Origin of the sequence: Bacillus sp. FSL M7-1020 (assembly GCF_038050415.1) — a bacterium.
Taxonomy (GTDB): Bacteria; Bacillota; Bacilli; order Bacillales; family Bacillaceae_G; genus Bacillus_A; species Bacillus_A toyonensis.
In genome coordinates, this window is sequence record NZ_JBBOTW010000001.1 from 4,721,838 (window position 1) to 4,744,449 (window position 22,612).

Annotated in this window: 20 protein-coding genes, 2 pseudogenes and 1 riboswitch; of the genes and pseudogenes, 10 read left to right on the forward strand and 12 right to left on the reverse strand. The window is 37.6% G+C overall.

Annotation, left to right across the window (positions count from 1 at the left end):
- Positions 1-7: 7 nt before the first annotated feature.
- The 4 genes from celF to MHB70_RS24420 form a co-directional block, all read right to left on the reverse strand.
- The gene (gene celF, locus MHB70_RS24405; RefSeq protein WP_000145755.1) at positions 8-1,333 is read right to left on the reverse strand and encodes a 6-phospho-beta-glucosidase; all 1,326 of its coding nucleotides are present in this window, start codon (positions 1,331-1,333) and stop codon (positions 8-10) included.
- Positions 1,334-1,336: 3 nt separating this feature from the next.
- Positions 1,337-1,660 carry a PTS lactose/cellobiose transporter subunit IIA gene (locus MHB70_RS24410; protein WP_000989050.1) on the reverse strand — a complete coding sequence of 108 codons (324 nt, stop codon included), beginning with the start codon at positions 1,658-1,660 and terminating at the stop codon, positions 1,337-1,339.
- 181 nt (positions 1,661-1,841) lie between these two features.
- Complete coding sequence (gene celB, locus MHB70_RS24415; RefSeq protein WP_001168852.1) at positions 1,842-3,149, reverse strand: PTS cellobiose transporter subunit IIC; 1,308 nt, start codon at positions 3,147-3,149, stop codon at positions 1,842-1,844.
- Positions 3,150-3,165: 16 nt separating this feature from the next.
- Positions 3,166-3,468, reverse strand: coding sequence for a PTS sugar transporter subunit IIB (locus MHB70_RS24420; RefSeq protein WP_001023563.1), 303 nt, complete (start codon positions 3,466-3,468; stop codon positions 3,166-3,168).
- A 399-nt stretch (positions 3,469-3,867) separates the two neighbouring features.
- Here MHB70_RS24420 and MHB70_RS31180 point away from each other — a divergent pair.
- The 3 genes and pseudogenes from MHB70_RS31180 to speD all read left to right on the forward strand — a co-directional run.
- Positions 3,868-4,370 (forward strand): annotated as a pseudogene (locus MHB70_RS31180) (polyamine aminopropyltransferase); the annotation flags it as partial.
- Positions 4,371-4,718: 348 nt separating this feature from the next.
- Positions 4,719-5,840 (forward strand): annotated as a pseudogene (locus tag MHB70_RS24430) (polyamine aminopropyltransferase); the annotation flags it as partial.
- A 27-nt stretch (positions 5,841-5,867) separates the two neighbouring features.
- Positions 5,868-6,239, forward strand: a complete 372-nt coding sequence (gene speD / locus MHB70_RS24435; RefSeq protein ID WP_000456812.1) for an adenosylmethionine decarboxylase — start codon at positions 5,868-5,870, stop codon at positions 6,237-6,239.
- 109 nt (positions 6,240-6,348) lie between these two features.
- Here the strand turns inward: speD and MHB70_RS24440 are convergent, their stop codons facing one another.
- The 3 genes from MHB70_RS24440 to MHB70_RS24450 are packed head-to-tail and all read right to left on the reverse strand — an operon-like array spanning position 6,349 to position 8,294.
- The gene (locus MHB70_RS24440; protein WP_000379629.1) at positions 6,349-6,666 is read right to left on the reverse strand and encodes a PTS lactose/cellobiose transporter subunit IIA; all 318 of its coding nucleotides are present in this window, start codon (positions 6,664-6,666) and stop codon (positions 6,349-6,351) included.
- Positions 6,667-6,675: 9 nt separating this feature from the next.
- Positions 6,676-7,977 (reverse strand): PTS cellobiose transporter subunit IIC, encoded by a 1,302-nt coding sequence (gene celB / locus MHB70_RS24445; RefSeq protein ID WP_061529516.1) that lies wholly within the window; start codon positions 7,975-7,977, stop codon positions 6,676-6,678.
- Between the two features lie 14 nt (positions 7,978-7,991).
- Complete coding sequence (locus MHB70_RS24450; protein ID WP_001023559.1) at positions 7,992-8,294, reverse strand: PTS sugar transporter subunit IIB; 303 nt, start codon at positions 8,292-8,294, stop codon at positions 7,992-7,994.
- Between the two features lie 223 nt (positions 8,295-8,517).
- Between MHB70_RS24450 and MHB70_RS24455 the strand changes: the two genes are divergently transcribed.
- The 3 genes from MHB70_RS24455 to MHB70_RS24465 all read left to right on the forward strand — a co-directional run bounded on the left by MHB70_RS24455 (position 8,518) and on the right by MHB70_RS24465 (position 11,603).
- Positions 8,518-9,735, forward strand: a complete 1,218-nt coding sequence (locus MHB70_RS24455; RefSeq protein WP_000649369.1) for a dicarboxylate/amino acid:cation symporter — start codon at positions 8,518-8,520, stop codon at positions 9,733-9,735.
- Positions 9,736-10,022: 287 nt separating this feature from the next.
- Positions 10,023-11,180 (forward strand): acyltransferase, encoded by a 1,158-nt coding sequence (locus MHB70_RS24460; protein WP_061529515.1) that lies wholly within the window; start codon positions 10,023-10,025, stop codon positions 11,178-11,180.
- A gap of 42 nt (positions 11,181-11,222) precedes the next feature.
- Positions 11,223-11,603, forward strand: a complete 381-nt coding sequence (locus MHB70_RS24465) for a VOC family protein (protein ID WP_061529514.1) — start codon at positions 11,223-11,225, stop codon at positions 11,601-11,603.
- A gap of 40 nt (positions 11,604-11,643) precedes the next feature.
- Here MHB70_RS24465 and MHB70_RS24470 read toward each other — a convergent pair whose 3' ends face one another.
- The gene (locus MHB70_RS24470; RefSeq protein WP_061529513.1) at positions 11,644-13,644 is read right to left on the reverse strand and encodes a YhgE/Pip domain-containing protein; all 2,001 of its coding nucleotides are present in this window, start codon (positions 13,642-13,644) and stop codon (positions 11,644-11,646) included.
- A 135-nt stretch (positions 13,645-13,779) separates the two neighbouring features.
- Between MHB70_RS24470 and MHB70_RS24475 the strand changes: the two genes are divergently transcribed.
- Entirely contained in the window at positions 13,780-14,664 is an 885-nt protein-coding gene (locus tag MHB70_RS24475; protein WP_000421931.1) for a LysR family transcriptional regulator, read from the forward strand.
- A 109-nt stretch (positions 14,665-14,773) separates the two neighbouring features.
- On the opposite strand, the gene MHB70_RS24480 is transcribed toward MHB70_RS24475, so the two are convergent.
- Positions 14,774-15,859 carry a hypothetical protein gene (locus MHB70_RS24480; RefSeq protein WP_001231685.1) on the reverse strand — a complete coding sequence of 362 codons (1,086 nt, stop codon included), beginning with the start codon at positions 15,857-15,859 and terminating at the stop codon, positions 14,774-14,776.
- A gap of 90 nt (positions 15,860-15,949) precedes the next feature.
- On the reverse strand, positions 15,950-16,099 hold the full coding sequence (locus tag MHB70_RS24485; RefSeq protein ID WP_000283176.1) for a hypothetical protein: 150 nt from the start codon (positions 16,097-16,099) through the stop codon (positions 15,950-15,952).
- A gap of 253 nt (positions 16,100-16,352) precedes the next feature.
- On the opposite strand from MHB70_RS24485, the gene cydA reads away from it, so the two are divergent.
- Positions 16,353-17,708, forward strand: coding sequence for a cytochrome ubiquinol oxidase subunit I (gene cydA / locus MHB70_RS24490; protein WP_000381963.1), 1,356 nt, complete (start codon positions 16,353-16,355; stop codon positions 17,706-17,708).
- Positions 17,701-18,726, forward strand: a complete 1,026-nt coding sequence (locus MHB70_RS24495; protein WP_000544171.1) for a cytochrome d ubiquinol oxidase subunit II — start codon at positions 17,701-17,703, stop codon at positions 18,724-18,726. The genes cydA and MHB70_RS24495 overlap by 8 nt, the downstream gene beginning before the upstream one ends.
- A gap of 48 nt (positions 18,727-18,774) precedes the next feature.
- On the opposite strand, the gene MHB70_RS24500 is transcribed toward MHB70_RS24495, so the two are convergent.
- Complete coding sequence (locus tag MHB70_RS24500; protein WP_001214071.1) at positions 18,775-18,915, reverse strand: hypothetical protein; 141 nt, start codon at positions 18,913-18,915, stop codon at positions 18,775-18,777.
- Between the two features lie 185 nt (positions 18,916-19,100).
- Between MHB70_RS24500 and MHB70_RS24505 the strand changes: the two genes are divergently transcribed.
- On the forward strand, positions 19,101-20,459 hold the full coding sequence (locus MHB70_RS24505) for an arsenic transporter (RefSeq protein ID WP_000021138.1): 1,359 nt from the start codon (positions 19,101-19,103) through the stop codon (positions 20,457-20,459).
- 103 nt (positions 20,460-20,562) lie between these two features.
- Here the strand turns inward: MHB70_RS24505 and thiC are convergent, their stop codons facing one another.
- Positions 20,563-22,323: a phosphomethylpyrimidine synthase ThiC gene (gene thiC / locus MHB70_RS24510; protein WP_000814456.1), complete on the reverse strand. Its 1,761-nt coding sequence runs from the start codon at positions 22,321-22,323 to the stop codon at positions 20,563-20,565.
- A gap of 113 nt (positions 22,324-22,436) precedes the next feature.
- Positions 22,437-22,552: riboswitch (TPP riboswitch) on the reverse strand.
- Positions 22,553-22,612 lie beyond the last annotated feature (60 nt).

The following is a 22,612-nucleotide window of genomic DNA, read 5'->3' on the forward strand; positions in this document are numbered from 1 at the left end:
CCGCTTTTTACTTCTCTACCTTTTTAAAGAACTGTGGAAGATATTCTTTATGTGCTTCCAACATTTCATCTAAAATTTGTTTTGCAACTTTATCTGACGGTACAAGTGGATTAATTGTCATAGCAAGCAGCGCCTTATGATAATCCCCTGTAACAGCAGCTTCAATTGTTGTGCGCTCGAATGATTTAATTTGTTGTACTAAACCGCGAACTGGTACTGGAAGATCTCCCACTGCAATTGGTTTTGGACCTTCTTTCGTAATAATACAGTTCACTTCAACAGCAGAATCATGTGGTAAACTTGCAATTGTTCCGTTGTTTCTTGTATTAACAGGCTGGATATCGCCTTTATTATTGTAAATAGATGTAATTAAGCTACATGCTGCATCACTGTAATAAGCTCCGCCACGTTTTTCTAATTGTGGTGGCTTAATATCTAAATTCGGGTCTTTATATAACTCGAATAAATCATTTTCTAATTGTTTTACTACTTCTGCACGTGTACCTTTTTCAATTGAAGCTTCTTTCTCTTCTTCTAACATTTCACGTGTTTTGTAGTAATAACGATGATATGGACATGGAATTGCGCGAAGACCGCGAATAAAGTCTGGCTCCCAATTAAGAGCAGCGATATTTTCCATCGTAATTTGCTTTTCTGGATCTGTTACAAGCTCTAACACTCGATCCATTACACTTACGCCATCTAAATATACGTCTAATCCGTATACCATATGGTTTAAACCTGCGAAATCAACATGTACACGACTTGCATCTACTTCAAGTAATCTCGCAAGACCCATGCGAATTCCGATTGGAACGTTACATAGACCAACTACTCTTTGAATATTTGTATAGCGAAGGACAGCTTCTGTTACCATACCTGCTGGGTTAGCAAAGTTAATTAGCCATGCATTTGGACAAAGTTCCTCCATATCTTTACAAATATCTAAAATAACAGGAATCGTTCTCAGCGCTTTAAATAAACCACCAGGACCATTCGTTTCCTGACCGATTACATCATATTTTAACGGAATTGCTTCATCTTTTGCACGTGCTTCTAATAAACCAACGCGAAGTTGTGTTGTTACGAAGTCAGCATCTTTTAATGCCTCACGGCGATCAAGTGTTAAATGCACTTCGATTGGTAAACCTGATTTTTTCACCATACGTTTCGCTAAATTACCAACGATTTCTAACTTTTCTTTTCCTGCCTCAATATCTACTAACCAAATTTCACGAACAGGAAGCTCATCATAACGTTTAATAAATCCTTCAATTAACTCTGGTGTATAACTAGATCCACCGCCGATTGTAGCAATTTTAATTCCAGTCATGCTTTATTCCCCTTTCGCTTCAAGCTTTTTATAAAGATCGATAAACTCTGCTGCTAATTCTTTCACTGTAATCGCATTCATTAAATGATCTTGTGCGTGAATTAAAAGAACACTAATCTCTGTTTTTTCTCCTCTTGCTTCTGATTGTATGAGCTCTGTTTGGAAATGATGCGCTTCATTGATCGCTTCTTTCGCCTTTACCATCGCTTCATCTGCTTCTGCCATTTTCCCCTGTTTGGCAAATTGAAGTGCCTCCATCGCAAAGCTGCGTGCGTTACCACTATTTAAAATCAATTGGAATGGAATTTGTTCTGCTGTAGTCATCATAATTACCGCCCTCTCTATAAGGTTCAACCGATTTAAATACCCCTTCAGTTCGAACATGTCTATTAAATTATTATTTTATTAATGATAGTTTGGTGTTCATATAGATGTTTTTCATCTTTTTGAACATGATATAAAGGTAATTGTTCTGACGAGCTATACAAACTCGTCAGAACAACACTTTTTAAAGTGATACTGAATTGTCGTTTCCTTTTGTTTCAGCTTTCGCAGCTTGTACATACGTACGGTCACACATTAATACGAATGGATAGTAAATAACTACCGCAATTGCAAAGTTTACAAGCTGTAGTACAGCACCAGCAATACTTCCGCCCGCTACAAGATAACCACTAAAGATTGGTGGCATTGTCCATGGAACTAAAGCAACTGTTTTTGGTACCCATCCTAAAGAAATTGCTGTATAAGAAGTAATTACTAATACAACTGGTGTAAGTACGAATGGAATGATTAACGCTGGGTTTAATACAATTGGTGTACCGAAAATAACTGGTTCGTTAATATTGAAGAAACCAGGACCGATAGATACGCGACCTACACCACGAAGTTGCGCACTTTTTGCAACAAGCATTACCGCTACTAAGAATGCTAATGTTGCACCTGATCCACCGATGTATACGTATACATCAAAGAATGGCTTTGTGAAAATGTGCGGTACATCATATGCAGACATACCATCGTTAAATAATTTAATGTTCTTTTCTAGTGCTGGTAAATAGATTGGGTCGATAATACCACCGATAATATTAGGACCATGTAATCCGAAGAACCATAATACGTGAATAAGTAATGCGATAATAATTGCACTTGGTAACGTACCTGCTAAACCTTGTAATGGTAATTGAATTGTTTCAAATACGATTTTATGAATACTTGTTCCCGCTAATTTCACAGCTAATTGAATACTTGCTGTTGCGATTAAAATAACGAATGCTGGAACTAATGCTGCGAAGGATTTCATTACTGCTGGTGGAACACCATCTGGCATCTTAATTGTAATATCTCTTTGAACAAAGAACCTGAATACCTCGGTTACAAGAAGAGCTACAATGATAGAAACGAATAAACCTTGTGATCCTGTCCAAGCTAAATCAATACCGCCTTCTTTTGGCGTTGTCGGAGATATAATAATTAATGCACCGAATGTAATAATTGCTGCTGACAACGCGTCTACACCGTAAGATTTCGCTAAATTATAACTTATTCCAACTGCGGCTATGAGAGCTAATATTGCAAAGGACCCTGTCCACATACCACCGCCGATATCTTTCCAAACATCCCCAAATGCACCCTTCATAAGTTTTTGGAATGCATCAACTGGTAGATTATTTATAAGTACTGCAAACGATCCAACTAAAATAAGAGGCATAACTGCGATAAAACCATCACGGATTGCAACTAAATGACGCTGCGATCCGATTCTTCCTGCGACTGGAACTAAATATTTCTCCATAAATGCAATAAATTTTTGCATTTCGCTTCCCCCCTAATTATTTTTTAAGTGTTAGTGCGTGATCTAAAACTGCTTCTCCATTCATCATGCCGTAGTGCATTGGATTAATAACATCAATTCCAACGTTTTTCTCATCAGCAAGCGTTTTCATTGAAGAGAGCATGTAACGAACTTGTGGTCCTAATAATAGTACATCTGCTTGATCGATATTGTTTTTTACTGCATCCCCAGATACAGCCCAAATCTTTCCTTCTAAACCGCGAGCTTTTGCAGCCGCTTCCATTTTTGTAACTAGTAAACTTGTAGACATCCCTGCTGAGCAACATAATAAAATATTCATTTGAAAATCCCCCTTGTGTAGTATAAAAAGTTTATGTTATTTATTTTTCTTTACGCTATTTATTAATGCAATTAGCGTGCCAACTTTTTAAAATCACTAAAATCAGCGCTTTTTCGAGCATTTTCTTTGTGTGTTAACGCTTTCAATTAGTGTGTCCCCCAAAATAACACACAGTGTGTTATAAAACAACACACTTTTAACACATAACTGTATGAAAATAGATTAGTGTTTAGTTGTCTAGTTGTATTTAAAATAAAAAACACTAAAAAATTTTTTCAGCTTGAAAATCCAGTAAAAAAATAAACCTCTCTTGAACACACTCTTCTATCTATTGTCCAAGCAAACTCTACTAAATTACATAGAATAAAATAAAATAACACAATTCGAAAGGGGATTCCTATGCCAAAACATAGAAAACAAAGCAAAATAAAGATTTATAGAATAACAAGCTATAAAAAAGACGAGCGCTCTGAATTAGACTCTGACAAATTTGAACTAGAACAGCAGGAAATAGAAAATAAGCAGGACAAGCACGACAAACAAGACAAACAAGACAAACAGGACAAACAGGACAAACAGGACAAACAGGACAAACAAGACAAACAGGACAAACAGGACAAACAAGACAAACAGGACAAACAGGACAAACAGGACAAACAAGACAAACAGGACAAACAGGACAAACAGACAAACAGGACAAACAGGACAAACAGGACAAACAAGATAAACCAGGTAAACCAGATAAGCACGACAAGCAGGATAAACAAGACAAACAGGACAAGCACGACAAACAGGACAAACAGGACAAACAGGACAAACAAGACAAACAGGACAAACAAGACAAACAGGACAAACAAGACAAACAAGACAAACAGGACAAACAAGACAAACAAGACAAGCAGGACAAACAAGACAAACAAGACAAACAGGACAAACAAGATAAACCAGGTAAACCAGGTAAACCAGGTAAACCAGATAAGCACGACAAACAGGACAAACAGGACAAACAGGACAAACAGGACAAACAGGACAAACAGGACAAACAGGACAAACAGGACAAACAGGACAAACAGGACAAACAGGACAAACAGGACAAACAAGATAAACAAGATAAACAAGATAAACAAGATAAACAAGATAAACAAGATAAACAAGATAAACAAGATAAACAAGATAAACAAGATAAACAAGATAAACAAGATAAACAAGATAAACAAGATAAACAAGATAAACAAGATAAACAAGATAAACAAGATAAACAAGATAAACAAGATAAACAAGATAAACAAGATAAACAAGATAAACAAGATAAACAAGATAAACAAGATAAACAAGATAAACAAGATAAACAAGATAAACAAGATAAACAAGATAAACAAGATAAACCAGATAAACAAGATAAACAAGATAAACCAGATAAGCCAGATAAGCAAGACAAGCACGTACAATCGGAAAATGTAGTCATAGTACCCACAGATTCACACAGCTTAGATATATGGGATGAAATTTCTCTAAAAGAAATACAAGCTGGGGAACACACAAATTTATTTGAAGAAAAAAGTAATTATCAAAATATTAATTTAGTACAAGTCAGCGATGTTCGCCTCTATTTGGACAAACAACTACAATTTAGTTCCGTTGATGAGCAAATTTATCATGAAGCACTTGTGCATCCGATTATGTCAAAGGTAATTGATCCAAAACGTGTTCTCATATTAGGCGGTGGCGATGGTCTTGCCTTACGAGAGGTATTGAAATATGAAACAGTACTACATGTAGACCTTGTTGATCTAGACGAGGCAATGATTAATATGGCGCGTAACGTTCCTGAATTAGTTTCTTTGAACAAAAGCGCATTTTTTGATAATCGTGTGAATGCACACGTATGCGATGCAAAAGAGTTTTTGAATTCTCCTTCCTCTTTATACGATGTAATCATCATTGATTTCCCTGATCCAGCGACAGAGTTATTAAGTACTTTATATACAAGCGAACTTTTTGCTCGTATAGCTACATTCTTAACAGAAGATGGTGCTTTCGTCTGCCAATCTAATTCACCTGCTGATGCACCTCTTGTATATTGGAGTATCGGTAATACAATTGAAAATGCCGGCTTAATTATAAAAAGCTATCATATAATTGTTCCTTCTTTCGGAACTGACTGGGGATTTCATATTGCAGCTAATTCTGCCTATGTACTCGATCAAATTGAGCAATTATACGTAGTACCAACTCCTCGAACATTACCTTCTCTTCTTTTTCCTTTATTTCAATTTAAAGAAGAACATTTAGATCACCGTAATCTCGTTCTTCTAAACTCAGAATCCAATCTTATCCTACATCAATGTTACAAAAAGGAAATGGAGTTTTGACGATATTATAGTAAGGAGTGCTAACCTATGGAATATTCTACTTTCGGTAAACATATAATAGTAGATTTGTGGGGAGTGGATTTTTCCCTCTTAGATGATATTCACTTTTTAGAACGCCATTTAGTTGTCGCTGCCGACCATTCTGGCGCACATGTTTTAAATGTAAGTACAAAAGAATTCCATCCTTATGGCGTTACAGTATTAGTGTTACTATCAGAGAGCCATCTTTCTATTCACACTTATCCAGAAAAAAACTTTGCAGCAATTGATTGCTATACATGCGGTACAACTGTTGAACCACAAATGGCGATTGATTATATCGTAAATATATTAAAACCGGAGCAGATACAAATAAAAAAATTGATTCGTGGTATAGGAGAAATTGTTACTATCGATTAACTATTTCTCTTACTCATCCGTAAAAAGGAGGATTGCAACTACCATCAGTGGGATGAACACCCACTGATGGTGCGGGCAAATACATAAAAAAACCTTGCATACGCAAGGTTCATTCATTCACTGACATCTTCCTATATAACTCTACAAATTCACTCGCTAATTCCTTTACTGTAATCGCATTCATTAAATGATCTTGCGCGTGCACCATCAGTAAGGTAACCTCTGTCTTTTCGCCACCAGCCTCTTTTTGTATAAGCTCCGTTTGTACACGATGCGCCTCTTTTAATTCTTCTAGTGCTTCTTGTAATTTGGCTTCCGCTTCTGTAAACGCCCCACGCTTCGCGCAATCAATTGCTTCCATTGAACAACTTCTTGCATTTCCCCCATGCAAGATTAGATGAAAAGCTTTCGTCTCTATCGTATCCATTTTAGTTCTTTACTCCCCCTTTTCTTCTGCTAATTTTTGTTTATCCCATATTTTTAAGAATGGTAAGTAAATAAAGAATGCTAGTGCAAAGTTAACAAGTTGCAAAATAACCCCTGAAATTTTCCCACCCGATCCTAAATATCCACTAAAAAGAATAGGTGTCGTCCAAGGTACAGCCGCTCCGCTCGGACGAGCAACTAATCCCCATTCCATCGCAAAGTAAGAAACAAGCGTTAACACAACTGGAACTAATATAAATGGAATAAGTAAAAGTGGATTCATTACAATCGGCATGCCGAACGTCACCATTTCATTAATATTAAAAATACCAGGTGCAATGGACAATCGACCAATACTTTTTAATTGCTGACTTCGTGCAAACAATAACATTCCTACAACTAAAGCAAGTGTTGCACCGGAACCGCCCATATAAATCCATAAATCAAAAAACTGTGCGGTAATCGTATTTGGTACATCTTGCCCTGCTTGAAAAGCAACTCGGTTTTGATCCATTAACGATAACCAAATCGGGCTCATTACACCACCAACAATTGCAGCACCATGAATTCCGCACGCCCAAAGAACATGGACAATAATAACTGCAATTACAGCGCCCCAAAGACTAGCACCAAGTACACTAAGTGGCTCTTGTAGCAGCTTCCCTACAACATTATGAATACTTCCGAAAGTTGTGTGTTCAAAAATCAATCTAATGATCCAAACAACTGTCACAACAATAAATCCTGGAATAAGAGCAGCAAATGAACGTGTTACTGCAGGTGGAATTGTCTCAGGCATCTTTATAATCATTTTTTTCTGTACAATAAATCGGTATATTTCAGTAGATATAATTGCAATAATCATCGCTACAAATAAACCTTGGCTTCCCATTAACGCCGCTGGGATTGCTCCATCTACAATCACACTTTCCTTCGTGCTTGGTATAATATATGCAACTTGAAATGGAGTCGCAAGTAAAAATGTCACAAGCGACAATGCCCCGGATGCTAAAGCATCCACTTTATAATACTCTCCAAGTCTGTAAGCGATTCCAAAAACAGCTATTAAAGCCATTATATTAAAAGTTGCACTAACTGGATACCCCAAAGCTTTCTGCCAACTCTCACCAAACAACCCTGCCATAAAATCATTATAACCTGGTATTGGTAATGCACTAATAATAAGAAAAAATGATCCAATAATTAAGAAAGGCATCGTTAAAATAATTCCATCACGTATAGCTTGCAAATGCCTCTGCTCTGCTACCTTTCCTGCTATTGGCATTACATATTTTTCTAAAAACCGTATCATCTATCCCACTCTCCTCATGGTTTCATTGACAAAGCTGCTTGCAAGATAGCCTCCCCATTACAAAGTCCGTAATGGACGGATTGAATGACATCAACAGGTATCCCTTTCCCCTTACATAGTTCTTTCATTTTCGGTAATAAATAACGTACTTGCGGTCCAAGTAAAAGTACATCTGCTTCATCGATGTGACTATTCACTTCAGAACCTGATACAGCCCAAATCTTTACCTCTATCCCTTTTGCCTGTGCTGCTTTCTCCATTTTTGTAACAATCAAACTGGAAGACATTCCCGCTGCACAGCAAAGCAAAATATTCATCCCGCATCCCTCCCCTTTTTTCTAAACCTAAGTTATGGTACATCCCTTGCTACCACTAGGTTACAAATATATATGTCTAGATTTCTAACTGTATGCCGAGCTTAAAAACAAAAATTTCTCGGTTTTCACGCTATTCCATCTATCGGTATTTTCCTAGTAAAGGGGACTCTAACTCGCTATAATAATTCAGTATGATTTTTTTAATTGATAGGAGGATATATTTATGAAGGCATATCGCTTTCCACTTATTTTATTATCTTCTATCCTAATTGGTGGTTTCATTGGTTATTTCATGGGTGCCGATGCAGTTGCTTTAAAGCCGCTTGGTGACATTTTCTTAAACTTAATGTTTACGATTGTTGTACCGTTAGTGTTCTTTAGCATCGCGTCATCTATTGCTAATATGGATGGATTAAAACGTTTCGGTAAAATTATGTCTAGTATGGCTGGGACTTTCTTATTTACGAGTATTTTAGCTGCTATTTTTATGATTATTGTCGTGAAAGTATTCCCGCCAGCACAAGGTGTTGTATTAGAATTAACACAACCTGACAAAGCTGAAAAAGCAGTTAGTGTTGCAGATCAAATCGTCGGTATTCTAACAGTATCTGACTTCTCGAAGTTACTATCTCGTGAAAATATGTTAGCTCTTATTTTCTTCTCTATTTTAATGGGGATTGCAACTTCAGCAGTTGGTGAAAAAGGAAAACCATTCGCTACATTCTTACAAGCTGGTGCAGAAATTTCAATGAAAGTCGTATCTTTCATTATGTACTACGCTCCAATCGGACTTGCTGCTTACTTCGCAGCATTAGTTGGCGAATTCGGACCACAACTTCTTGGAACTTACTTCCGAGCAGCAATGGTATACTATCCAGCATCTCTAATTTATTTCTTTGTATTCTTCACTTTCTATGCATACCTTGCAGGTCGCAAACAAGGTGTTCAAATATTTTGGAAGAACATGGTCTCTCCTACAGTTACATCTCTTGCAACTTGTAGCAGTGCCGCAAGTATTCCAGCGAACTTAGAAGCAACGAAAAAAATGGGTATTTCTTCAGACGTTCGTGAAACAGTTGTCCTTCTTGGATCTACACTTCATAAAGACGGCTCTGTTTTAGGCGGGGTATTAAAGATTGCTTTCTTATTCGGTATTTTCAACATGGAATTTGAAGGACCAAAAACATTAGCAATCGCACTTGTCGTTTCTCTATTAGTAGGAACAGTAATGGGTGCTATTCCAGGCGGAGGTATGATTGGGGAAATGTTAATCGTTTCTCTATATGGATTCCCGCCAGAAGCACTGCCAATTATCGCAGCAATTAGTACAATTATTGATCCTCCTGCAACGATGTTAAACGTAACCGCAGATAATGCTTGTGCCGTAATGACAGCTCGCCTTGTAGAAGGTAAAAACTGGATCAAAAATAAATTTGCTTAATAAATAAAAAGAGGATGCTCTAAACGAGCATCCTCTTTTTGTCGTTATTTGTTGATAAGTCGATATCCCTTGTCGAAACGTCGATATATTGAAAAAATCGTTGATATATTTGAAGTTATGATAGATATATTCGAAGAATCGTTGATATATTTGAGGTTATAATAGATATATTCGAAAAATCGTTGATATCTCCTCTTGCCACAAATTTGTTAAAATCTTCACAAATATTCCACACCTCTCATCCTTACTCCGTACTATAATCATGTATGGAAAAGGAGATGGAAACAATGACACAAAGCGCACCGGAATTTAAAGTTTTGCAAAGCATTGCATTTCTTGCTGTCGTTTTGCAAAGTTCCTTATTATATACAATGAATCAAGGAAATGTCTTACTTGAACAATCCCTCATTATGGGTATGCTATTTAATCTCGCAAAGTTTTCAGCACCTGCATTCATATTTATCGTTGGGTTTCACCTAATTCGTCACTATACAAAGCAATTAGTATACAAAGAATATATTTCTGAAAAAGCCACACACCTACTCATTCCTTATTTCTTTTGGTCTATTCTTTACTTATTAACAACAAACGATATTATGACATTACAAGGCGGGATAAAAAGTTTACTACTCGGAACAGCCGCACCGCATCTTTGGTACGTTATTATGATGTTCCAAATTCATTTATTATTCCCTTTACTATGCACACTATTTTATTGGTTTCAAAAACGAACAGAAAATAAAAAAGACATATATAAATATATGACCATCTTTGCTTGTCTATATTTCCTTTTAATGTGGTACTCCTCTCACTACATTTTTAATGGAGAGAAATTGACTAGTTCAACCATTTTACATTATACAGATCGTTCCTTCTTCTTCTACTCGTTCTATTTCGTTATGGGCGGAATCGCTGCTGTATCATTAAAAACTTGGCGTATATTTGTCATGAAACATATCCCGCTTATCACAATATTATTTTTCATCTTATTTTTATTCATCAATTATGAGTTATTTAGTTTTTACGGAGCAAACTCTATTCATTTAACCGTTTCTACTTATTTAAAACCGTCTATGTTTTTATATATCGTTTGTGAAATTATGATACTGTACGTGCTATCTATTACAATCGTACAGCGACGCGGTTTCTTATATAAAGCTTTACAATTTATCGGAAATTACACGTATGGTGCTTATTTAGCTCACTTTTTCTTCTTGCAACTATGTACAAAATTCCTTTCTTTATTCACACTGCAAGAAAACACAATATTATATAGCCTATTATTATTTACAATAACGGCTACAATCTCGATTTCAGCAATGGCCATTTGCAGTACACTACCACTTCATACGTGGATTACAGGACCTTCTCCTACAACAAATATAAAGTGGGCGAAGATCATACTTCGGAAAAATCACGAAAAAGTATGCAAACCATATCTTTGATATAATAGAATTCCATACAAGAAAAGAAAGTAGGATACACCTATGATTAATCAAATTGGACAAATTATGTTATATGTAAATAATCAAGATGAAGCCGTACAATTTTGGACTGAGACAGTAGGATTCCAAATTATTGCGGAAGAAAATAACGGAAAAGGATTCCGCTGGATTGAAATTGCACCGGCGAAAGAAGCAGGAACAAGCATCGTCCTTCACGATAAAGCGTTAATCGCGAAGATGCAACCTGAACTAAATCTTAATACACCTTCACTTATGTTCTTCTCAAATAACTTAGACCGTCTATATAAAGACCTTTCTAAGAAAAATGTCACAGTTGGACAAGTTGTAAATTTACCTACTGGTAAAGCATTTAATTTTGCTGATAATGAAAATAATTACTTTGCGGTAATGGAACGAAAATAAAAAAGAAGCTATCCGAAAAAATCGGATAGCTTCTTTCATTTTAAGAAACTTGTTCTGTATTCGTTTCTCTATGCTGTATATGACTCGTAATCCAAGCAATTCCACCAGCAACAACGAGGTAACATAACAATATTAAAATTTGTATTCGTAATTGCGACCAATCCCCTAAAGAAATAACATCTTGTAATCCTCTAAGAGAATGTGACATTGGAAGAAACTGTCCGATTTTGCTAAGAACAGCTACGTTTAATTCTCCTGGGAAAGTCCCCCCACTCGTCGCTAATTGCAAGACGAGAAGTGTTACTGCCGCGAATTTCCCAACAAGACCAAATACCGTTACTAACATAAGAATAAACGTCATGAACGTAAAGGAAATAACAATACTTGATAAAACAAAGAGCGGTACACTTGCAACTTCTAATTTCATGGCTCCTAGCACAACAACATCTACAAGTAGCGCTTGAATGAGCCCAATTAAATATACTAATCCTAGTTTATTAATAAAGTGTACCGTTCCACTTACCTTCATATTTTGTCTACGGCCAAGCGGTAAAATATTTGATGCCATAATTCCGCCGACATAAAATGCAAGTGATAAGAAATATGGTGCAATACCTGAACCGTAGTTAGGTACGTCAGAAACTGTTGACTTCACTAATTGAACTGGCTCCGAGAACATCGTATTGCGTGCATCATCATTGCGAACATCCGCTATCTTCTCTGCGCCCTCTCCTAATTTCATAGCAAGTTCTTTCGCACCGTCGTCAAGTTTAACAAGGCCATTCACTAACTTGCCAGCGCCATTATTCAGCTCTGTTCCACCACTCGCAAGCTGATTTACACCTTCTTGTAATGATGTAAATCCATTGCCCCACTTCGTAAATCCATCAGCTAGATTTGCCGCACCATCTGCTATCTTTTTCGTTCCAGCAGTAGCTTCATTTAACTTAACTCCGAATGTATTCATGCCTTCTTCAACTTTAAGCTGACCGTCAGCAAGCTTCTTCGCGCCTTGTGTCAATTGTTGTTGGCCATTATTTAAAGTATTTGTTGCTTTAGCTAACCCATTAGAAGTAGCAACGATTTTTTGAAAAGCAGGATCTTGCTGTGCTTCTGGATGACTTTTCATGTACTCCTCTAATTGCTTCTTCACACTACTTGCCGCATCATCCGCTTTCACTTGTCCCTCAGCAAGTTTCTCGCTTCCGTTCACCCATTCATTTGTACCAACACTTAATTCACTAACTCCTGATTGTAAAGTTCCTTCACCTTGCGCTAGTAATTCCAAACCACTATGAAGTGATGTCGCTCCTTGACTTAGCTCATTTGCTCCCCCGGTTAAAGCAGATTGACTGGATGCAAGCTTGTCACTTCCCTCTTTCAATTTCGATGTCCCGTCACTTAAACGATCAATACCATCCGCAAGCCGATTTGCTCCATTTTTTGCATCGGTCGTTCCTTCATGTAACTTCTCAGCCCCATTACTTGCATCACTCAATCCTTGTGCCAAATCTTGAAACTTTGAAAAGACACCTTCTGTATAAGATTTCGTAATACTGTTTGAGATTTTTGTTTTCATATTTTCCACAGCTGTCGTTCCAATTTGAGCTGCTACAAAGTTTTTACCTGGATTTACTTTGTAATGCAATTGTGCCGGTTCTGGTTTCTCATCCATAAGTGTACTTACTTTTTTAGAGAAATCTTCCGGAATCGTAACAACCATATAATACTTATCTTCTTTTAACCCTTCATCAGCATTTTTTTCTGATACGAAATGAAAAGCCAGTTCCTTATTCTCTTTTAAATTTTTAACAAAGTCGTCTCCTGCATGAATTGTTTTTTCATCCATTGCAGCACCTTTATCTAAATTCACAACTGCAACAGGTAATTTATCTAATCGTCCGTATGGATCCCAATATCCAGCTAAAAAGAATCCCGAATAAATTAAAGGAACGATTAACAAAAAAATTAAAGCGATACGTCCATGTTTATGGTGCCACATCGCTTTCCAATCTTTAAATACAAGTTGAATTCCCTTCATGAAACATACTCCTTCTCCGAATTTAACACCATTAGAATGGTTTAACAGATTTACTATACACGTCCATTTTCATACTGTATAATACATCTTTAATTATCAATCCATTCCTTTTGGTCTATAGAAAGGAGAGTCAAAATGGAACTTCTTCAACTAAAATACTTTCAAACAGTTGCACGATTAGAACATATGACAAAAGCCGCTGAAGAATTGCATATCGCACAGCCTTCGCTCAGCAAAACAATTGCTAGACTAGAAAAAGACTTAGGCGTCCCGTTATTTGATCGCCAAGGTCGACAAATTACATTAAACTCTTTCGGGAAAGTATTCTTAAAACGAGTAGAGCGCATTTTTCATGAATTAAGTGAAGGCGAACGAGAAATTAAAGATTTAGCTAACTTACAACAAAGCTCTATTACGCTGGCCGTTTCTATTCCAAGAATATTACCAGAACTACTCGGTTCTTTTTTACTAGAACATCCTAACGTTCGGTTCCAACAATTTCTCGCATCTACTCCTTCTATGAAACGACAACTAGATAATATAGAAATTGACTTTTGCATTTCTTCTGTGCCAATTGAAGGCGAGGAGATTATTTGGGAACCACTTATTACAGAAGAAATTTTCTTAGTCGTCCCTTCAGGCCACCGTTTATCAGGACGTGAAAATATCTATCTTCATGAAGTAAAGAACGAACCGTTTATTAGTATGAACACTGGTTATGGATTTCGACACTTAACAGATGAATTTTGTAAAGAAGCTGGCTTCACTCCACATATCGCTTTTGAAGTAGATGAACCAACCGTGATTAGCGACCTTATTAAGCAAGGTCTCGGCATCGCTTTTGTACCAAGTTTAACTTTATTAAAAAACTCTACTTTAGCATTAAATAAATTACGTATTATTGAACCGAATTGCGAGCGAACCATCGGCTTAAGTTGGTCGAAGAAACGCTATCTATCAAAAACTGCCCAGCAATTCCGTGAATTCGTGATTGACTACTTCTCCAATATTAGGTCATAAAATTATATCGATCATAACTTCAAATATATCGACGTTTCGCCAAGAAATATTGATTTATCAACAAATAACGACACAAATAGAAGGTGCCACCCCCATAGGGTGGCACCTTCTATTTCTTACTCTTCTCTAATTCCATTTCAGCTAAAAGTGGTAGTACATTATCAAAAATATGCGTATTATTATTTTCGCCTGTTACGTACCCACCGTAATATCTACTAAATACATTATCATTTCGGAATGTGGCCATATGTTCATACAATTCCGTCGCAAACTTTGTATCACCTGTTTGTAGTACGTACAAAATCGTTAATCCGTAAGCAGCTGGTGATTCATAATCCACAGTTTGTTTTCCCGTTTCTAAATTATAACGGCCGTATAACTTTCCGTCCTTCTGGAACTTCTTCTTTATGAATTCCAAATAAGCATCTGATGAAAGCCCCCCTAAACTACGATGATATGCAACGTATGATTGGTCAATAAGATTCACTTCTTTATCGTACGTAAATGTACCATCTTCCTTATACTCTTTCGGGAATACCCAGCCATGCCTTGGATAATTCGCTAGAAATTGAACCACTTCTTGATACTGCTCAGCAGAAACTTTTCCATACTTTTTCATGTACGAGAATGCATGCGGATTTATGTATGATGTTGTTGCAAAACCACTTTGCTTCCCTGCATCCGCGTCATAATAATCAACGTAATAATTATCTTTCTTATTGTAACGAAGTACAGCATCACTCAATTGATCTGCAAGGTTTTTATAACGATCTTCCTTATACATTTCATAAGCACGATATAATTGTTCTATAATACGAAGATCATCTATAAGTGCATTTGTAGCTGACTGCATTTCTCCCTTTTCAGAGACTTTCCATAAAACGATACGATCCTTATGTACAAAGTTATTTTGAACGACCTTTACTTGTTCATCAAATAACGCTTGATCATCTTTATCCAATGTATATTGTAGCCATAGCCCTGCCGATTCTGATAAAGCTTCACGGCCTTTCGCTTCCCCAGTACCTGCCTTTGTATCTTCTAAACGGTAGGTGGCAAGTGTCCCATTTTCATTCACCATATGTCTTAAAATAAAATGTTCCGTACGGTTTCCTTGTAAGGCTGACCAAAATACAATTCCACCTAAGGCGATTAAGAGAATAACTCCAATCCCTATATATAAACGTTTCCGCAATCTTTTCACCTCCCTAATAAGGCTAACCTTAATTTTACCAGAACATACGTAAATTAAAAAAGACAATCTATTAGATTGTCTCCCGCATTTCTACCCCTCACAAACCTCTTTAGAAGGTCTATATAGTGATTCCACAAGTCGGTCATATTCACGACGTGTAATTTCTTTATTATACAACTTCAATAATAAATCTCTATGCTCTTTTGAAAACGCCATCTTTTTAATGACTTCAGGATACATAAAACACCCTCTCCATTTCACATAAACTTCTCCAACCACAAAATGGAACTTATGTTCGCATAAAAGATTATAAAATATTCCTAGATAAAAAACAAACAAAATATTATTAAACGTTAATTTCTTTCTATTTATAATATTCAAACATCATATTACCATATTCACTTTTTAAATACATATATATTTTTGGCAGTTTATTGAATAAATCTTCCAATTCAATCAGAAAATAATGGCAAAAAAGAAGAGGAGTATATATATGGATACCGTAACATTAGCAAGAGCGTTTTTTGGTTCTTCATTAGCATTCCACATTATCTTTGCAACACTTGGAGTCGGGCTATCTTTGATGATTTTTATAAGTGAGATACTCTATCACTGGAAGAAAGATTCCGACTATGCCATTATGGCAAAAAGATGGACAAAGGCTTTTGCTATTCTTCTCGGTGTAGCAATTCCAACTGGAACAATTGTTGGTGTACAAATCTCACTTCTTTGGCCTGGTTTCGCCAAAATTGTTGGGCAAGTTATTTCTGTTCCCTTTCAAATTGAAATTTTCGCCTTCTTTTTAGAAGCTTTATTCATGTCTATTTATGTATATGCGGCTGATAAATTACCTCCATTCATGAGATTAATCTCACTCTTTTTCGTCATGATTGGTGCCACGGCATCCGCCGTGCTTATTACATCAGCAAATACATGGATGAATACACCCGCAGGCTTTTCCATGGGGCCAGATGGATCGGTTTTTAACGTTGATCCGTGGAAAGCTTTCTTTAATCCGAGCTTTGGCACAAGCGCATTCCACGTCGTTATTACAGCCTATGCGACTGGAGCAGCCGTCATTGCCTCTATCGCTGGATTTAAATTATTAAAGAAGAATGTAAGTGAGCGTGAAGTGGCTTATCATAAAAAGGGACTACTGTTAGGACTCGTCGTGACATTTATTACAGGTGCTACGATGTGGCTTTCGGGGCACGAATCAGCAATCGCCTTACATAAGCATTCACCTGAAAAACTTGCATCTGCTGAAGCTTTATTTGAAACGACATCACATGCTCCCTTATCAATTGGCGGGGTTGTGGATCCTAACACACTTGAACTAAACTATGCGCTGGAAATTCCGAACATGCTTAGCCTTTTAGTGGGACTAGACCCTAGCACCGTCGTAAAAGGTTTAAAGGAATTCCCACAAGAAACATGGCCACCATTTTACACACATACGCTGTTCAACTTAATGGTCGGCACCGCTGCCTTTACCTTTGCAGTTGCAGCAATCGCTCTCTTATATTGGTACTTCGTTTACCGAAAAAAAGGAACCGAGTTACCGAAGTGGCTTCTTTTGGGAGCTGCCGCATGTGGACCAGTTATGATGCTCGGTATTGAATTCGGATGGATTTTCAGCTGTAGCGGTCGTCAGCCGTGGACAATTTATGGTATGCAGCGTACAGTCGATGCTTCTACACGCGCTGATTTCGTCGGTCCTTTATTTATTCTATTCATTATTTTATATATCGGACTCGGTATTTTAACAGTCTTTGTACTACGGACATTCTTTAAGAGACATCCGCTAAAGAATGATTTACATCACCAAGGAGGCGATTCTCGTGCATGAGGAAAGCATTGCAATCATCATCTTATGGGCTCTTATTTTCGTATACAGTATATTAGGGTCCATTGATTTTGGAGCGGGTTTTTGGGGCATGGTATATGCGAAACATCCAACACTTGCTGCCAAGCTTGCCAATCGATACTTATCACCAACTTGGGAAGTAACAAATACGTTTCTTGTCTTTGTCGTTGTCGCTTTCCTTGGTTTCTTTCCGAAAGCAGCCTTTACCCTTGCAACCGTTATGTTCGTACCAGTCATGCTAATTCTAGTACTCGTTGCAATTCGTAGTACATTTATGGTATTTGCTTACTCTCTGCCGAAGTACCAACATCTTCTTCGGATTATTTCAGGTATTACAGGGCTCTTAATTCCAGCCCTATTAATTACCGTTTTACCTGTTACAGAGGGTGCCTACATTACAATGGCTGAAGGAAAAGAAGTACTCCTTTACGGAAAACTTCTTTCTAGTCCTGTTATTTATTGTTATATGCTATTCGGACTAACTTCGGAACTGTTTCTATCTTCTCTCTTTCTCGCGGATTTTGCGAGAGAGCAAGGTTCAGAAGATGCATATAGAATTTATAGAAGAAATGCCATCATACTTGGTCCTGCAACGCTCGTTACGGCAATTATAGCTCTCGTTGTAATGGACCCACAAACACACTGGCTAATGCAAGGATTAATAAAGCAATTCCCATGGTTTACAGTCTCTATCATTTTATTTGTTATCGGCTATTCCTCCCTTTGGTGGACAAATAAGAAATATAGCACACTAGGGTTTCCTCGCATTGCAGTTTTAGCTGTCGTCGCTCAATATGCATTTGCAAGCTACGCTTACGGCGTCGCTCATTTACCGTATATCATTTACCCGGACGTAACTGTATTTACAAGCTTTACAACGGTCGAAACATTCTATGCGCTTCTTATCCTCTACGCAATCGGGATTGCAATTTTACTACCCGGATTCATTTTCTTCTGGAATTTATTCTTGAAGGATCGAACTTTTTTGAAGGAAAAATAACAAAGTAAAACTTTAATCAGTAAGGGTTTTGTTCATCCCCACTGATTATTAACCTTCACCAATCAGGCGTTTACGGGCAGCAGGACTTCCACCTAACTTCTTTGCTCCAGCCGAATTTTGAGGTAGGAGTCTTACTGCCCACAAATAGCGGAATAAATGAGGGGCATTCGTACATAGAATGCCCCTCATTTATTAGACTCCTCTCCTAATAGTTATTTCACTAGTATGTATACTTGTCCTATAGCTTGAAAAACACATATTCACTTTCTTCTATTATACGTCTAGTTCCTCTTATTCTTTTTCGAATATACTACCAATACAGACCTTGAGACAAGCTACATTGATTCAAGGAAAAATAGAAAGGTAGGTAAAATATGAGCATTGAGATATGGATTACTATTATTGTATTCTTCTTAACGATGATTGTTATCTTTTGGCGACCTCGTGGCTTAAATGAGGCATGGCCAGCAGCAATTGGCGCTGGTATTATCCTCATTACTGGACTTGTCTCAAGGCCAGATGTCATAGACATTATAAGTAAAATCGGAGGCGCTTCCATAACGATATTGGCGACCATCGTTATGGCAGTTATATTAGAAAGCTTCGGCTTCTTCCATTGGGCTGCAGCAAAACTCGCAAATTTAGCGAAAGGTTCTGGACGCCGCCTATACTGGTATATTCAATTACTATGCTTTCTTATGACTCTTTTATTTAATAATGACGGTAGTATTTTGATTACAACCCCAATTCTAATCCTTCTTCTGAAAAATCTTCAATTAAAGCCTCATCAACAAATTCCTTATTTATTAAGCGGTGCTTTAATCGCCACTGCTTCTAGTGCACCAATCGGTGTAAGTAATATCGTAAACTTAATCGCATTAAATATCGTTAATATGACTCTTTATATGCATACTGCTATGATGTTTGTACCTGCAACATTAGGATTATTGTTTATGTCATGGCTCATGTACACTGTTTTAAAGAAAAAATTACCAGAGAAATTACCGGTTTCTTCATATGATATTGAAGAAATTTTCTTCACGAAAAACTTCCATCCGTTAAAAGGAAACAATTCTGTTGATACGAAACAAAAACGTACAAAATTCATGTTAAAAGTATTAGGTTTTGTCTTCCTTATGCGCTGTCTTCTGTTCGTTGCATCCTTCTTATCTATCCCAATCGAAATCGTTGCAGTGCTAGGTTCCCTCGTTCTTCTTATCTGGAGATGGTACTACTTACGAACAAACCCTGTCGATATTTTAAAAAAGACACCGTGGCACATTTTAATCTTCGCCTTCTCTATGTACGTCATTATTTACGGGCTTCACAACGCAGGATTAACAGCCGCACTTGTGCAATGGCTCGAGCCACTTGTAAGTCAGCATTTACTCTATGCTAGCTTTGCAATGGGCGGACTTGTATCCATCCTCTCTAACGTCTTCAATAACCACCCTGCCCTTATGATTGGTACAATCACATTAACAGAAATGGGGCTAGATCCAGTCACATTAAAAACAATCTACCTCGCAAACATTATTGGTAGTGACATCGGTTCACTATTATTACCAATCGGTACACTAGCTTCCCTCATCTGGATGTATATTCTGAAACAAAACAAAATTAAAGTAAAATGGAAAGATTATTTAAGCGTATCTCTCATCGTTATTCCTCTCACAACAGTCGTCACATTATTCCTCTTATACTACTGGGTACACCTCTTCTTTGCCTTATAAAGAAAACAGAAGCCCCCTTTGCTACCGTCTTAGCAAAGGGGGCTTTTTCTATAATTAAGTTAGGTACTACAGTGTGATCAATCAAGTAAAGAGGTGTAACGTGTTATTGGTATAAATGACTACCAGTATCTTTAAATTCTTTCGCCTTCTCTTTCATTCCTTTTTCAATTGCTTCTGTCGTTTCTAAGTCATTTTCTTTCGCATATTCACGAATATCATGTGAAATTCTCATACTACAAAACTTCGGTCCACACATTGAACAAAAATGAGCTGTTTTCGCTCCTTCTGCTGGTAACGTTTCATCGTGATACTCCATCGCACGTTCAGGATCTAAAGACAAATTAAATTGATCGCGCCAACGAAATTCGAAACGTGCTTTTGAAAGTGCGTCATCACGCTGATGAGCCGTTTTATGCCCTTTCGCAAGATCAGCCGCATGTGCTGCAATTTTATACGTAATAACCCCTTCTCGAACATCATCTTTATTTGGTAAACCTAAATGTTCTTTCGGCGTTACATAACAAAGCATCGCCGTTCCAAACCAGCCGATCATTGCTGCTCCAATTGCGGATGTAATATGGTCATATCCTGGTGCAATATCTGTCGTTAGCGGCCCAAGTGTATAAAATGGCGCGCCCTGACAAATATCAAGTTCTTTCTCCATATTTTCTTTAATTAAGTGCATCGGTACATGTCCAGGTCCTTCAATCATAACTTGCACATCATGTTTCCAAGCGATTTTCGTCAATTCACCAAGCGTTTCAAGCTCCGAGAACTGCGCTTCGTCATTTGCATCTGCAATCGAACCTGGACGTAATCCATCTCCAAGCGAGAATGAAACATCGTACTGCTTCATAATTTCACAAATCTCTTCAAAATGAGTATATAGGAAGTTTTCTTTATGATGGAATAAACACCACTGCGCCATAATCGAACCACCGCGTGAAACGATACCTGTCGTACGTTTTGCAGTAATTGGAATGTAACGAAGTAATACACCAGCGTGAATCGTAAAGTAATCAACGCCTTGCTCCGCTTGCTCAATTAACGTATCACGGTACACTTCCCACGTTAAATCTTCTGCAATTCCGTTTACTTTCTCAAGCGCTTGATAAATGGGCACAGTTCCAACCGGTACAGGAGCATTACGAATAATCCATTCGCGCGTCGTATGAATATTTTTACCTGTAGATAAATCCATAATCGTATCTGCACCCCAGCGCGTTGCCCATGTCATCTTCTCTACTTCTTCTGCAATAGAAGAAGATACAGCAGAGTTTCCGATATTTGCATTTACCTTCACATGAAAGTTACGTCCGATAATCATCGGTTCTGCTTCCGGATGGTTAATATTCGCTGGTAAAATCGCACGACCTTCTGCAATTTCCTTACGAACAAACTCAGGCTCCACTCCTTCACGAATCGCAACATACTCCATCTCAGACGTAATAATGCCATTACGCGCATAGTGCATTTGCGTAACATTTGCACCTTCCTTCGCTCTAAGCGGCTTACGATCCATTTGCGGGAAAACAGGTGTATGTTTCGAAGCCACTTTCACACCGTCATCCTCTGGTTTTACTTCACGCCCTTCGTATGCCTCTACATCCCCGCGCTCCATGACCCAAGAATGACGCGGCGTTGGAATCCCCTTTTCCAGCTCCACTTTATAGGCCGGATCCGTATAAGGACCACTCGTATCATACACACGGATGGGCGGATTTTGGACACCATTCGTATCGCTTTGTGCAATCTCACGCATCGGTACTTTCATACCTTCCCGTGGTCCATCTACATACACTTTCTTACTTCCTGGTAAACTCGATTTCAATTCAATTTGTTCAGCTGAAACAGATTGTTTCATAACCTTTGTTGCCCCCCTGTACGTGACAAGGACGAGATATGGCCAGCGTATGCCAAAACAAAAAGAGCCAGGTCCATAAAAAAATAAGGACCTGGCTCATAAAAGACATCATTATGTAAAGCCGCTAACTTCCCTACGCTGGTACGAGCCAGATCAGGTCCAAAGGGTTAAGAAGTTCACGCGCTTCTCTCTCAGCCTACGCATACGTTAGGCACCCCTAGTTTATCACTGATTTAATTTTCAATACTTTCTCATCATACACGATAATCTGAAAAATGAAAAGTTTATT

Coding starts and splice junctions, on each gene's coding strand:
- celF (WP_000145755.1), bottom strand. CDS start 1,333: ATGACTGGAATTAAAATTGCTACAATCGGCGGTGGATCTAGTTATACA.
- MHB70_RS24410 (WP_000989050.1), bottom strand. CDS start 1,660: ATGATGACTACAGCAGAACAAATTCCATTCCAATTGATTTTAAATAGT.
- celB (WP_001168852.1), bottom strand. CDS start 3,149: ATGCAAAAATTTATTGCATTTATGGAGAAATATTTAGTTCCAGTCGCA.
- MHB70_RS24420 (WP_001023563.1), bottom strand. CDS start 3,468: ATGAATATTTTATTATGTTGCTCAGCAGGGATGTCTACAAGTTTACTA.
- speD (WP_000456812.1), top strand. CDS start 5,868: ATGGAATATTCTACTTTCGGTAAACATATAATAGTAGATTTGTGGGGA.
- MHB70_RS24440 (WP_000379629.1), bottom strand. CDS start 6,666: ATGGATACGATAGAGACGAAAGCTTTTCATCTAATCTTGCATGGGGGA.
- celB (WP_061529516.1), bottom strand. CDS start 7,977: ATGATACGGTTTTTAGAAAAATATGTAATGCCAATAGCAGGAAAGGTA.
- MHB70_RS24450 (WP_001023559.1), bottom strand. CDS start 8,294: ATGAATATTTTGCTTTGCTGTGCAGCGGGAATGTCTTCCAGTTTGATT.
- MHB70_RS24455 (WP_000649369.1), top strand. CDS start 8,518: ATGAAGGCATATCGCTTTCCACTTATTTTATTATCTTCTATCCTAATT.
- MHB70_RS24460 (WP_061529515.1), top strand. CDS start 10,023: ATGACACAAAGCGCACCGGAATTTAAAGTTTTGCAAAGCATTGCATTT.
- MHB70_RS24465 (WP_061529514.1), top strand. CDS start 11,223: ATGATTAATCAAATTGGACAAATTATGTTATATGTAAATAATCAAGAT.
- MHB70_RS24470 (WP_061529513.1), bottom strand. CDS start 13,644: ATGAAGGGAATTCAACTTGTATTTAAAGATTGGAAAGCGATGTGGCAC.
- MHB70_RS24475 (WP_000421931.1), top strand. CDS start 13,780: ATGGAACTTCTTCAACTAAAATACTTTCAAACAGTTGCACGATTAGAA.
- MHB70_RS24485 (WP_000283176.1), bottom strand. CDS start 16,099: ATGTATCCTGAAGTCATTAAAAAGATGGCGTTTTCAAAAGAGCATAGA.
- cydA (WP_000381963.1), top strand. CDS start 16,353: ATGGATACCGTAACATTAGCAAGAGCGTTTTTTGGTTCTTCATTAGCA.
- MHB70_RS24500 (WP_001214071.1), bottom strand. CDS start 18,915: ATGAGGGGCATTCTATGTACGAATGCCCCTCATTTATTCCGCTATTTG.
- MHB70_RS24505 (WP_000021138.1), top strand. CDS start 19,101: ATGAGCATTGAGATATGGATTACTATTATTGTATTCTTCTTAACGATG.
- thiC (WP_000814456.1), bottom strand. CDS start 22,323: ATGAAACAATCTGTTTCAGCTGAACAAATTGAATTGAAATCGAGTTTA.